This window comes from Brucella sp. IR068, assembly GCF_049065885.1.
In the GTDB taxonomy this organism is placed as follows: Bacteria; Pseudomonadota; Alphaproteobacteria; order Rhizobiales; family Rhizobiaceae; genus Brucella; species Brucella intermedia.
On the sequence record NZ_JBAKHE010000006.1, the window covers coordinates 152,827 to 165,721 of the forward strand.

The window sequence follows — 12,895 nt, forward strand, 5'->3', positions numbered from 1 at the left end:
CGACGATTATGAAGATCGCTGTCATCGGTACGGGCTATGTCGGATTGGTCAGTGGCGTGTGTTTCGCGGCCTGGGGACACGAAGTCGTCTGCGTCGACAAGGACGAGCGGAAGATCGTCCGGCTGGAACGCGGCATCGTGCCGATCTACGAGCCGGGGCTGGAGGAGCTGGTGGAACGCAACTTCGCCTTTGGGCGGCTCCGTTTCACGACCGATCTGGCGGAGGCCGTCAAGGGCGCGTCGGTTGTCTTCATTGCCGTGGGAACGCCTGCGCGCGCTGGCCACGGGGATGCCGACCTGTCCTTCGTCTATATGGCCGCTCGTGAACTCGCGCCGCTGATCGACGATCATAGCGTCGTGGTGATCAAGTCCACCGTTCCGGTCGGCACTGGCGATGTGGTGCAGAAGATCATCGGTTCGGTCAAAAGGCCGGGAAGCTTCTCCGTCGCATCCAATCCGGAGTTTCTGCGCGAGGGCGTGGCCATTAGCGATTTTCTGGAGCCGGATCGCGTCGTGATCGGCGTCGAGGATGAGCGCGCGCGCTCCATGCTGGTCACCCTTTACGCTCCGCCGCTCGAACCCCGGCAGACGCCGATCCTCATCACGCAGCGGCGGACGGCGGAACTCATCAAATATGCCGCCAACGCCTTTCTCGCCACCAAGATCACCTTCATCAACGAGCTGGCGGATCTGTGTGAGGAAGTCGGCAGCGATGTCAGCGAACTGGCGCTCGGCATGGGGCTGGACAAGCGTATCGGGACGAGTTTCCTGAATGCGGGGCCGGGTTATGGCGGCTCCTGTTTTCCGAAGGATACGCTTGCGCTTCTGCGCACCGCCCAGGACCACGGGGTGGCCCTGCGGCTGGTCGAGGAAACGGTCACGGTCAATGAAGCGCGCAAGCGCCGCATGGCGCTGAAGGTGCTGGATGCGCTTGGCGGCAGCGCCGAAGGCCGCACGATTGCCATCCTCGGCCTGACGTTCAAGCCCGACACGGACGACATGCGCGACGCACCGTCCATTCCACTTGTCGAGACCTTGCAGCGTTTTGGCGCCAGCATTCGCGCCTATGATCCGGCGGGGATGGAGAATGCCCGCCGCCTTCTCAGCGACGTCGAGTTCCATGACGACCCCTATGACTGCCTGAACATGGCCGACGCCGCCGTGGTCGTGACCGAATGGGACAGTATTCGCAAGCTCGACCTCGTCCGGATGAAGCAGACCATGCGGGACCCGGTAATCATCGACCTGCGCAATGTCTTTTCACCGGCGATTGCCGGGAGCCTGGGTTTCCGGATTTCGACAATCGGCCATCCTGTTCAACAGCGGCAGGAAAGAAGAGCAACAAACGTTCTGCCGCAGGCGCGCATCCGTCAATCGCAAGAACCTTTGACGGGTGCGCGCAACCTCAAGGTCGTGGGAGGTTCAAATGAAACATTTGAAGTTTGAGGCGAAGTTTGGGGCGATGTTTGAGGGTGGGCGGACCCTCTCGTTGCGGAGCAGGCGCGTTCTGCCATTCCTCATCGTGCTTGCCGGGATCAGCGCGCCAGCCGGTGCGTCGCCATCCGCAAAGGATGGGCTGCCCGACGGCGCTCGCCCGATGACGCCCGCCGAGCTTTACATGCTCTATCACGACAAGAGCTGGCAGTGGACCGATGGTTCCGGGCGCATGGAAAGCCAGAACCGCCGGTTCACCGCGCGGGTCGATGGCGAGAAGGGCAAGGTCTGGGCCGAAGGCCGCTGGCGCATCACAAGGTCGGGGCAGATGTGCTTCGATGCGAAGTGGCATATGGATGAGGGTGTATTCCCCAACAAGACCTGTTTCTCCCACCGCATCGCCGGTGGGACCATCTATCAGAAACGAGAGCCGGACGGCGTCTGGTATGTCTTCCGCCATGCGGGCGGAAACAAGGATGACGAGGCGCGCAAGCTCATCTCCATCGAAACGATAACACCGGACAGGGAAGCGTTGAATCTGGCGCTGCCCGTTGCCCAATCGCCAACGCAATAAAGGAGGCGGCGATGAAAACCTCATACAAACTAGCAACAGCCATTCTTTGCGGCGCGCTGCTTTCAACAGCCGTCTACGCCGCCAGCGGTGTTTCGGGTGCCACTGTCGACACCCGCAGCATGTTCCACGACAAGCGCCCGGTCATCACTCCGCAATCCATCACCTTCGGAGCCTATGATCCGCACGGGGATTTCACCAACGATCCCAATTCACGCATCGAGCATCTGTTCCTGCCGTGGGAGGATGTGGACCTGACGAGCCTTTCGGCGGCGGACGCCTATGCGCAGGAACGGGGCCGCGAACTGCTGATCACCGTGGAACCGTGGTCGTGGGCACGCGACTGGCGCGTGGCGCCGGACGATCTGCTGAGCGGCATTGTGGGTGGCCGTTACGATTCAAACATGGCCGCGGTCTGCTCCGCTGCCTCGAAGCTGAAGAGCCCGGTCACCATTCGCTGGGCGCAGGAAATGGACGACAAGACAGGCCAGTTCACCTGGTCCTACTGGCCTGCGCAGGGCTATATCCGCGCCTATCAGCATGTCGTCAATGTCTGCCGCAAATCCCTGCCGCACGCCAAATATATGTGGTCGCCAAAGGGGGAGGAGGGGCTGGACGCCTATTATCCGGGCGATGGTTATGTCGACGTGATCGGCCTTTCGGTATTCGGTTACGAGCCCTACGACATGCTGGAACTGGGACGGCCATCCACCTTCGTGGAACGCGCCAAACCGGGCTATGACCGGGTGGTGGGTTTCAAGAAGCCGATTGTCATTGCCGAACTCGGCTATGAAGGAAGCGACGCCTATGTCCGCGCCTGGGCGCAGGAAACCAACAAGCCGCAGGCCGAATTTCCCGCGCTGACCGCGGCGGTCTACTTCAATGACCGCGAAGTCTATCCGTGGCCACGTGGTGTGGGACGGCCCGACTGGCGGGTTGCAAACCATCCGCTTGACTGATCCGGCGAAGCGAGTGCGGTCCGGATGAGAAACCGCTTCGCACCTTTGCTGGAAATGCTCCAACGTCTGAACAGGATTACGACAATGTTTTCGATCCGTTTTAGAACCGTCAGCACGACACAGTCCGTTTTCCGGGCTGCACTCCCTTTGGCCGTGCTTCTTGTGGCAAGTGCTGCGGAAGCAGCGCCGAAGCCGAAGGCCGACGATCCGGTCGCCATCGAGGCTGCGGCGGCATCGCCCCTGTCAGCCACGGCGCTTGAGGCGCTTTATTCCGGCAGAACATGGAAATGGAAGGATGGCGGCGGCTATTTCTCCGCCGACAGGCATCGTTTCACGGCCTGGTCGCAGAAGGGCCGGGCATGGTCCTATGCCGAGGGGCGCTGGTATGCCACCGACAACGGCAAGCTCTGCCTGCAGGCCTATTGGGTCAACAAGATGAGCGGCGGCGGTGACACGACCTGCTTCCTCCATCGCGAGAAGAACGGCGTCATCTACCAGAAGCGCTCGCTGGGTGGCACATGGTACGTGTTCCGCAACAATCCACAGCGCCCGACCGACGAGGCCGCCAAGCTCCTGCGGGGCGACCGCATAAGCAAGGGACTGGCGCGCATGAAAGCCGATGCGAGCTGATCGCGAGGCGAACATGCCGGCTCGCCGATCTGTATGGAGTTCCGGCGAGCCGGTGTGACTGGCGCGTTGCGCGCTTCACCCTAGTTGCGGTTGAAGCAGCGGGATTTCTGCCCGAAACCGCTCGGCGTGCACACAAGGGACGTACCGCTCGCATATTGCGAGGCGGAAACCTTCATGACTTTCGCCGATCCCGGCTTGTTGTAGCGAACCTGCCCGTTTGTCTCGACCTTGGCACGATAAACGGAAATCGTTTCGCTTTTCTGCTTGCGGGCATCCTTGGCTTCTGCACCCGCCGTCAGGCATAATGAAGCGGAAAGTCCAACCACTATAGCGGCAGCCCATTTCAAGCTTTCGCGGCGCACAGTATATGCAAATACATTGTTCATGCGATTGCCTCCGGTTGTTATTACCGTGCTTTCTATCGGATGCGTTTTAATATTCTGGCCGGATTTTCATGAAAATTTTCATCAAATGGGATGCAATGATCTTCCGTCACAGACCAATTCCGGTCAGTTCCGGGCGAAGGCGGAAAAGCAGGTCTTCGCTGTGCATGAGGATACCGGCTGCCGCTTCCAACGGATAGCTGACAGATAATGTTCCGGCTTATTTTGATTTTATACGCGCAAATGCTAATATCACGCCATGGTCTTGGGATGCGGTCTGCGCGCCCTGGCCCCCGGTTTGGTTTTGGGAGTTGCCGTGACATCCCCGAGCGACAAGGCCACGAGTGATCTGAAGCCGGAATTTGTGGAGCGCCGCCAGTCAGCGCGAGTGCCGCTTGCGAGGCTTGGAGAAGAAGCCCGAAGCACCAATATTCTGGCCCCGCTGGTCTTTACGACCGAACAATTGGACCGCTCCGCGCAGTTTTCCGCATGGCAGCAGCATGTGGCTCCCCTCTATGATGTGCGCTTGCCGGAAGGCGTCACTGCCCGGGACGGCTTTGCCGTCAGCCAGAAAGTCTGGGACCTGCGTGGGATGCTGCTGATCGAACAGGCAGCCCCTCCGTTCAGTTACGAGCGCACACCGGAAAAAGTTCGCTTCAGCCCCATTGATCACTGGCAGATCAGCTTCCTGCGCAGTGGCCGCTCGTGGACCTCCGTGGATGGCCGGGTGGCGGAAAACGAACCCGGCATGATCAACATCCGTTCGTTCGGCTACCCGTTTCGCGGTCGGGCGCTCGCGACCGAAGCCGTGCTGCTGATTATTCCGGTCGACCAGTTCGCGGGCCTCGGCGGCATGCCGGAAGCCTGCAACAATGCGACGCTCGGAGGCTATCGCGCCAAGCTCCTCATCGATTTCGTATCGACAATCCAGACCGGGCTGGACCGCATAACAGCCGAAGACCTGCCAGAATTGCGCGACGCCTTGCGCCAGCTCGTGTTCGACACCATCGTTCCGCTGGTGAGGGAGAGCGATGCGAACGCGCACGGCGCTTCTCTGGGGCTGATGACCCGCGCCCGGCGTTTTATCCAGAAAAACCTCATGTCCCGCGATCTCACGCCCGATGCGCTCAGCAGGGAGCTGGCGATCTCGCGCACGCATCTCTATCAGCTGTTCGAGGGCTCGGGCGGTGTGCTCAACTATATCCGCCAGAAGCGGCTGTTCGCGGCGCATGAAATGCTGGCCGATGCCTCGGAAAACCGCAAAGTGTCGGATATTGCGCAATTGCTGGGCTTCGAGACCGCGGCCAATTTCACGCGGGCTTTCACGCAACATTTCGGCTACAGCCCCACCAATGTCCGCAAAGCCCTGCCGCGAAATGACGGCACCGGCGACAGCCAGTCCGATGCGAACCGCTCCGTTACATTCGCCCACCTGTTACGCACCCTGGCCATGTTCGACGCATGACGGCGTAAACGCACGGGGTTTGCGCTCCGGCTATTCCTGATCAGGCATAAGTGCAAAATGTTTCATATTCTTGTCGAGTGCCACCCACTCATGCTTCGACTGCTCGAATATCGATAGGGAGGGTGGTGGAAACGCTGGGTCGGCAAACAGGCCGACGCCCACCCCTATCAAGGACGGGGCACCTTCTGGCAGCCAATAGACCGTTGAGCCGCAGCTTGGGCAGAAATGCATCCGAACCTTTGCGGCCGCTTTCGGCTGTCCGAACGAATTCCGTCGATTGACCAGAAATTTCAACACAACCTCCCGAGTAGAAGGCATTCGCACTGAACGGCGCGCCCGTCCTTCGCTGGCAGGCGAAGCAGTGACACAGGGCCGTCAGTTTGGGCGGTTCGTGAGGTGTTACTTTCAGATTTCCGCAAGCGCATTGAGCATAGGTCATCGATTTCTCCTGCATGTGAGATTGCATCGTGGGGAAGGGGAGATGATCGGAAAGGAGCTCGGAAAGGTTCTGAAACCGGCTGCAACTGTGGCAGCGCCTGAACCGAATATTGCATATTATTATTATCGTTCAACGCCTGATCGGCAAGCTGAAATAGAGCCAATTTCTTACACTTGCTTTTGGGAAAGATTTTGCAGACGCTGTGGTCTTGCCTCCCATCGGGGAGGACACAAGGGAGGAAAGACATGCAGCATTACAGACTGAAATCGCTTTCCCTTGCCGCGGCCATTGCCGTTGCAGGTCATCTGCCTTCAGCTTATGCGGCATCGCCAGCCCCGGCCGAAGGCCAGAACGGCATGGTGGTCACGGCACAGCATCTCGCCTCGCAGGTCGGCATCGATGTGCTTAAGAACGGCGGCAATGCCGTCGATGCGGCAGTTGCGGTCGGCTACGCGCTGGCGGTCGTTTATCCGACGGCCGGCAATCTCGGCGGCGGCGGTTTCATGACGATCCGCTTCAAGGACGGCAAGAGCACCTTTCTGGATTTTCGAGAGCGCGCGCCGCTCGCCGCCACCAAGACCATGTATCTGGACAAGGATGGCAAGCCGGTCGATGGCGCCAGCACTGAAACCTATCTCGCCATCGGTGTACCAGGTACGGTGGCTGGCCTTGAGGAAGCACGCGAAAAATATGGCACCCGCAAGCGCGAGGAGTTGATCGACCCGGCGCTGAAACTCGCCAAAAATGGTTTCACACTTGAACTGGGCGATATTCTCTCCTTTGCCGATGGCAACGAAAGACTGGCGAAAGACCCGGCAGCAGCGAGTATCTTCCTGAAAGACGGCAAGCCGCTTCCCCTGGGTGAAAAGCTTGTCCAGCCGGATTTGGCAAAGTCGCTTTCAGCCATTTCGGAAAAAGGCCCGGCAGCCTTCTATCAGGGCGATATCGCCGATCTGATCGTCAAGTCGAGCAAGGAACATGGCGGCATTCTCGCCAAGGCCGATTTCGAGCAATACAAGGTTCGAGAGCTGGAACCGGTCAAGTGCAGCTATCGCGGCTACGATATCGTGTCCTCGCCGCCGCCTTCCTCCGGCGGACTGATCATCTGCGAAATCCTCAACGTGCTGGAGGGTTATCCGATTTCCTATCTCGGCTATGGCTCGGCGGAAACCACGCGTTTGATGGTGGAAGCGATGCGCCATGCCTATGTGGACCGCAACACGGCATTGGGCGACCCTGATTTCATCGATAATCCAATCGAGAAGCTCACCAGCAAGGCCTATGCCGCAGAAATCCGCAGTCGTATCGACCCTTATCGCGCCGGTGTCAGCGAAGCACTGAAACCAGCCGAATTCAAGGAATCCAACGAAACAACGCATTATTCCATCGTGGACAAGGACGGCAATGCTGTCGCGGTGACCTACACGCTGAACGGTTCGTTCGGCACGGCCAAGGTGGCCGAAGGCACCGGCATTCTGCTCAACAACGAGATGGACGACTTCACCATCAAGCCGGGCGTGGCCAATCTCTATGGTCTCATCCAGGGCGAAGCCAATGCCATCGAGCCGCGCAAGTCACCGCTTTCCTCGATGAGCCCGACCATTGTGTCGAAGGATGGCAAGCCGTTCATGGTTATCGGTAGTCCCGGCGGTTCGCGCATCATCACGATCACGCTCGAGGCAATCATGAATGTCATCGATCATGGGATGGACATTCAGGAGGCGATTGACGCCCCGCGCATCCACCACCAGTGGCTGCCTGATCGGGTCTATATGGAAGCGAACGCGCTTTCGCCCGATACGATCCGGCTGCTGACCGGCATGGGCTATACAGTCGGCGAGGACCATAACTGGCCGGTCTGGGGCGAGGCGGCAGGCATTCTCGTCGGCGGCAAGAACATGGCGGCCATCGAAAAGGGCGGCGACAACCGTTATTACGGCGCCATAGACAGCCGTGCCGTCGCTGGTGCCGCCATCGGCTATTAGAGCGGTTCCGTTTGCTGGAAATGCTCTAACCCGGACCACTCCGGCGCCTGATCGTTGAAACGAGGAGACGAGACAATTCACGTCTCCTCAGCATCTGAACTATAGCGGATCAACCGGCGTTTTTGCCGTTGATCCGCGCAGTCTTCAGAATCTCGATGACCATTTCGGAGGCCTTGTTGAGCGAACCGACCGGCAGGAACTCGTAGATCGAGTGGAAGTTGTGCGCGCCGCAGAACAGGTTGGGGCAGGGCAATCCTTTTTCCGAAAGCACCGCGCCGTCATAACCGCCACGCATCGGCAGCGGCGTCGGCTCAACACCTATTGCCTTCATGGCGTCCAGCGCCAGCGCGACCGGATAACGATTTTCGCCTTGCAGGCTCTCGGCTGCGTTGCGGTAGACGGCCTTGTAGTCCACGTGAACCGTACCCTCGCCATGGAGCTGGTTGAAGCTTGCGGCGAGGTTTTCAATGAAGACGCGGCGCGCCTCATATCCGTCCTTCGTGAAATCGCGGATATCGATGACAAGGGTTGTCTCGGCTACGGACCCCTGAATGCCCTTCGCCCAATAATAGCCCTCGGTGCCTTCCGTATATTCGGGACGCTCGCCTCCCGGCATCATCGCGATGAATTGCTGGGCGTAGAGAATGGCATTGCGCAACTTGCCCTTGGCCGACATCGGATGCGCCGGCTGGCCCTTGAAGGTGAGGCGGAACTCACCGGCATTCCAGTTCTCATAAACGATCTCGCCAACCGCACAGCAGTCGAGCGTATAGGCGAAATCGGCATTGAGGGAAGCGACGTCGAGGGCCTTGGCGCCAAGCAATCCGATTTCCTCATCGGGCACGAAAACGACCTTGACCGTACCGTGCTCGATTTCGGGATTGCCGGTCAGCACCTGCATGGCATGCATGATCTCGGCGATGGCGGATTTGTTGTCGGCCCCCAGCAGGCTGGTGCCGTCCGTCACGATGATCCTGTCACCGACATAGCGTTCGAGTTCAGGAAACTCGGCGAGCCGCATGGTAGCGCCGGTGGCCTGGTTGAGCACGATATCGCCGCCCTGATAATCGACGACATGAGCGCGGGTGTCGGTCGTATATTCGCTCGACGTATCGAGATGGGCGACCCAGGCAATTGTCGGAAACCGCTGGTCACCGTTTGGGACATTGGCAGGCAAGGTGCCGACGACGATCGAGTGGTCACGCTCTTCAACCTCCATGCCCATGGCGCGCATTTCGCTGGCGAGCAGCTTTGCGAGATCGGTTTGTCCGGCGCTCGACGGGAGTTTCCCCGCATTGGGTACGGCGGTCGTGTTGATGCGGGTATAGGCTAGAAAGCGGTCTACGATATCCATGTCATTCTCTCGAATATTGGTCAGATGCGGCCCCGGATTCAGCCGGGGCCCAAAGAAGATAGCGGGCGTTCAAAGCGCGCTTCGATCTGGTTGAATCCGATCGGCGCTCTGAACCTGTCATTCTGGAGCATGATCCTGATCGATCCCGTTCACTCCGGTCGGATCATGCTCCATGCCCACCAACCGGAGTTCATCGCCGGTCATCCGGCCAGTCATCCGGCAAGCGGGGACAAGCCTTATTCCTCGATGTCGACGTCTTCAAAGAGATAGCCGCCAAAGGGATCGATGCGGAAATCCCGGACCTTCTTGCTGATCGGCTGCTCGACGATCTGATGGGCGATCGTCAGCCACGGCGCCTGTTCCTTGAACACGACCTGCGCCTGTTCGTAGAGCTTGGTGCGCTCGGCCTGATCCGTCGTCAGCTTGGCCGCCTGAATGAGCTTCTCGAAATCCTGATCGCACCAGTTGGCGCGATTGGCGCTGCCGATGGCCTTGCAGCTCAGAAGCGCGGCGAGGAAGTTGTCGGGATCGGCAATGCCGCCGGTCCAGCCAAGCATGACGGCGCCATCGCGGTCCTTGTCCAGCGAACGCTTGAGATATTCGCCCCAGTCATAGGTAACGATTTCGGCCGTTACGCCCACCTTGGCGAAATCGGACTGGATGAGTTCGGCAGCGCGGCGCGCATTGGGCATATAGGGCCGCTGCACCGGCATGGCCCAGATTTTCATCTTGAGGTCCTTGACGCCTGCCTCGTCGAGCATCTTGCGCGACTGTTCGGGATCGTAAGCGTCGTCCTTGACGTTCTTGTTGTAGCCCCAGACGCTTGGCGGCAGCGGATTGACCGAAGGGACAGCCGAGCCCAGATAGACCGCATCGATGATCGCGGCCTTGTTGACCGCCATGTTCAGCGCCTTGCGGACACGCACATCGTCAAACGGCTTCTGCTGGGTGTTGTAGGCGAGGAAGGAGAGGTTCAGCCCTTCCTTGTGCAGCATTTCGACAGCCGGATCCTTCTTCATCTCCGCAATGTCGGCCGGGTTCGGCGCGGCAATGACATGGCATTCGCCGGACTTCAGCTTCTGGTAGCGCACAGCCGCATCCGGCGTGATCGCGAAGATCAGATTGTCGATCTTCTGCTTGCCCGCCCAATAATCGGGATTGGCCTGATAGCGGATGGCGCTATCCTTCTGATAGGCGACGAACTGATAGGGACCGGTTCCGACCGGCTGCTGGCTGAACTCGGGAATGCGGCCTTCCGCGACGAGCTTGTCGGCATATTCCTTGGACTGGATGACGGCAAATGTCAGCGACAGCGTGGAGATGAACGTCGCTTCCGGATGCGCCAGCACGAACTTGACGGTGTGATCGTCGATCTTTTCGATCTTCTCGATCAGGGAAGGAAAGGAGTAGGCCCCGAACTGCGGCCACGTGCCCTGATTATAATAGGGATTGTCCTTGTTTCCCTGGCGGTCGAACGTGAAGATCACGTCATCTGCATTGAATTCGCGCGTCGGGGTGAAGAAGCTTGTGGTGTGGAACTTCACGCCCTTGCGCAGATGAAACGTATATTCCTTGCCATCGGCGGAAACGTCCCAGCTTTCCGCAAGGCCGGGCTCCAGCTCGGTCGAGCCGCGCTTGATCTTGATGAGCCCGTTGGACACATTGCGCGCCGAAGCATCATAGACGGCGCCGGATGTCGTCTGCGCCGCGTCGAACATTTCGGGAGATGCCTCGGAGCAATAGATCAATGTCTTGGCGAAGACCTGTCCAACTGCCGTGCTGTTGAGCGCAGCCGCGACCAGCGCGGCTGAAAATAGTTTTCCGTATGTGTTCATGAGGCTGCATTCCCTTGCTGACGACGCGACCGACCTTCGGTGGTGTGTTGTTCAGTATCGACTTTTCCAGATGATTCTAAACAGCGGTGCGATTTTTATATGAGCGCGCAAAGCTGCGTGAAGCAAGCCGGTCTTTGGAGTTCCGGCCGCTAATTCGCTATTACCGGGCTTGCGGGACGGCATTTGCCAGCGGTGGGAAACTCCAATAGTTTTGCACCTGCCGATCGAATGATAAACATAGCCGATGCGATATTCTGCCTGGGCAGGCTGATACCGGGATGCAATTCATGAACTTCAACAACAGAAGCACCCGGGGAAATTTCCGCTCTGCCCTATTGCCGTTTTTCGTGTGGCTGCTGTTCAATCTCGTGGCGATGGGCGGCCTTGTGATCTACCAGCGCGCCGCACTTTTGTCCGAGCTTCAGGCCGCCAGTTTCACGTTGCACCGCGAGGCCTCGCAGCGCGCAGGCCAGCACGATGCCCATCTGACCGCGCTTTCCACGATAGCCCAGTCCAAGGCGCGAACCGCCGATGTTTCGCAGAACGATGTCTTCCTCGAAGTGGCGGCGACGATCACCCGGTTCTATCCGCGCATCGACGAAATTCAACTGGTGCCGATGGACCCGGCTCTGCCCGTGGCCGGCACCAGAGCGCTGGAACCGGAGCTGGCCGACACCATACGGGCGGCCGTCCGTTCCTACCGCGGCCTGCCGGAATTGCTGGCGCCATCCGCGCGGCCCGGCCACTACATGATGGTAAAACGCAGCCCCAATACCGACAATCCGCATGACGGTCTCACATTGTCGATCGATGCGGGGAGCCTCATCGGTTCCGACGATGCGTTCTGGAGCGGCAAAGGTGTCGCGCGACGCATCCTCATGCCCGATGGCACGGTTCTTTTCAGCCAACCGGCCTCCTTTGACGATGTCGATTTCTCCAAGAAGCTCGGCAGTGCCTCGCAGCCGTTGCTTTTCCAGACTGCGCTTGCCATGAGCTGGGGCGACCTGCTGCCGTTTGACCAGCTGATACCGCTTCTCATCCTCACCAACCTGTTGTTCTTCGGCGGATTGATCATCGTTCGCCAGACGCAACGCACCCGCCATGCGGAACGCCGCGCGGAGCTGAGCGGCTTCGAGGCGCGGCTCGCCCATGCCTCGCGGGTCAATACGATGGGCGAGATGGCAAGCGGCACGGCGCATGAGCTGACGCAACCCCTGACCGCCCTTCTTGCCGGCGCGCAGGCAGGGCGCCGCCTGTTGAGCCGCAACAATACGGCGGCTCTCGCCGGAGCGCTGGACGATATGGTGGAACAGGCGCGCCGGGCATCCGCCATTCTGGACCGCCTGCGCAACTGGTCTCGTCCGCAGCGCCGGCAGACGACACGTGCCGATCTGCGCCTGTCGCTTCAAAACGTGCAGACCCTGCTCGCCTCGGAAGCTGCCCGCCGGGGCGTCAAGGTCGAGCTTGGGATGCCGGAGACACCGGTGATGGCAGCGGTCGATCCGGTGGAAATGGAACAGGTCATGTTCAATCTCCTCCGCAATGCGATCGAATCCTTTCATGAGGACGATCAGGACCGGCGCGTCAACGCGTCCCTGAAAGCCGATGGAGCGGTGGCGGTTCTGGAAATTGCGGATAATGGTCCCGGCGTCGCGCCGGACCTGTTGCCCCGCCTTTTTACCCCGTTTACCACAAGCCGTCCTGAAGGGACCGGCCTCGGCCTGGCCCTCAGTCAGCGGCTGGTGGAACGTTTTGCCGGAGAGATTTCCTATATCCCACGGGAGCGCGGCGCGCTGTTTCGCGTTGTGCTGCCAATCGCCGAAGAGACAGGAAGTTAAGAG

At 59.6% G+C, this 12,895-nt stretch carries 10 protein-coding genes and 1 pseudogene; 7 read left to right on the forward strand and 4 right to left on the reverse strand.

Going from position 1 to position 12,895, the window contains the following annotated elements:
- Window positions 1-8: 8 nt before the first annotated feature.
- From ACOWVS_RS12190 to ACOWVS_RS12205, 4 genes are all read left to right on the forward strand, one after another.
- A complete protein-coding gene (locus tag ACOWVS_RS12190; RefSeq protein ID WP_006469557.1) occupies window positions 9-1,445 on the forward strand; it encodes a UDP-glucose dehydrogenase family protein in 1,437 nt (478 codons plus the stop codon).
- The gene (locus tag ACOWVS_RS12195) at window positions 1,426-2,007 is read left to right on the forward strand and encodes a DUF995 domain-containing protein (RefSeq protein ID WP_006470787.1); all 582 of its coding nucleotides are present in this window, start codon (window positions 1,426-1,428) and stop codon (window positions 2,005-2,007) included. Before ACOWVS_RS12190 ends, ACOWVS_RS12195 begins: the two co-directional genes overlap by 20 nt.
- An 11-nt stretch (window positions 2,008-2,018) precedes the next feature.
- On the forward strand, window positions 2,019-2,963 hold the full coding sequence (locus ACOWVS_RS12200; RefSeq protein WP_006470788.1) for a glycoside hydrolase family 26 protein: 945 nt from the start codon (window positions 2,019-2,021) through the stop codon (window positions 2,961-2,963).
- A gap of 84 nt (window positions 2,964-3,047) precedes the next feature.
- Complete coding sequence (locus ACOWVS_RS12205) at window positions 3,048-3,593, forward strand: DUF995 domain-containing protein (RefSeq protein WP_022569387.1); 546 nt, start codon at window positions 3,048-3,050, stop codon at window positions 3,591-3,593.
- An 80-nt stretch (window positions 3,594-3,673) separates the two neighbouring features.
- On the opposite strand, the gene ACOWVS_RS12210 is transcribed toward ACOWVS_RS12205, so the two are convergent.
- Window positions 3,674-3,979 carry a hypothetical protein gene (locus ACOWVS_RS12210; RefSeq protein ID WP_006469554.1) on the reverse strand — a complete coding sequence of 102 codons (306 nt, stop codon included), beginning with the start codon at window positions 3,977-3,979 and terminating at the stop codon, window positions 3,674-3,676.
- A 313-nt stretch (window positions 3,980-4,292) separates the two neighbouring features.
- On the opposite strand from ACOWVS_RS12210, the gene ACOWVS_RS12215 reads away from it, so the two are divergent.
- Window positions 4,293-5,441: a helix-turn-helix domain-containing protein gene (locus ACOWVS_RS12215; RefSeq protein WP_036564795.1), complete on the forward strand. Its 1,149-nt coding sequence runs from the start codon at window positions 4,293-4,295 to the stop codon at window positions 5,439-5,441.
- Between the two features lie 30 nt (window positions 5,442-5,471).
- On the opposite strand, the pseudogene ACOWVS_RS12220 reads toward ACOWVS_RS12215, so the two are convergent.
- Window positions 5,472-5,880, reverse strand: a pseudogene (locus tag ACOWVS_RS12220) (GFA family protein).
- Window positions 5,881-6,125: 245 nt separating this feature from the next.
- On the opposite strand from ACOWVS_RS12220, the gene ggt reads away from it, so the two are divergent.
- The gene (ggt, locus tag ACOWVS_RS12225; protein ID WP_006470789.1) at window positions 6,126-7,865 is read left to right on the forward strand and encodes a gamma-glutamyltransferase; all 1,740 of its coding nucleotides are present in this window, start codon (window positions 6,126-6,128) and stop codon (window positions 7,863-7,865) included.
- A gap of 109 nt (window positions 7,866-7,974) precedes the next feature.
- Here ggt and pepT read toward each other — a convergent pair whose 3' ends face one another.
- Together pepT and ACOWVS_RS12235 are read right to left on the reverse strand one after the other, a co-directional pair.
- Complete coding sequence (pepT, locus tag ACOWVS_RS12230) at window positions 7,975-9,219, reverse strand: peptidase T (protein ID WP_006469550.1); 1,245 nt, start codon at window positions 9,217-9,219, stop codon at window positions 7,975-7,977.
- A 236-nt stretch (window positions 9,220-9,455) separates the two neighbouring features.
- Window positions 9,456-11,054, reverse strand: a complete 1,599-nt coding sequence (locus ACOWVS_RS12235; RefSeq protein WP_006469549.1) for an ABC transporter substrate-binding protein — start codon at window positions 11,052-11,054, stop codon at window positions 9,456-9,458.
- A gap of 287 nt (window positions 11,055-11,341) precedes the next feature.
- Between ACOWVS_RS12235 and ACOWVS_RS12240 the strand changes: the two genes are divergently transcribed.
- Window positions 11,342-12,892 (forward strand): sensor histidine kinase, encoded by a 1,551-nt coding sequence (locus ACOWVS_RS12240; protein WP_075041763.1) that lies wholly within the window; start codon window positions 11,342-11,344, stop codon window positions 12,890-12,892.
- Window positions 12,893-12,895: the final 3 nt, after the last annotated feature.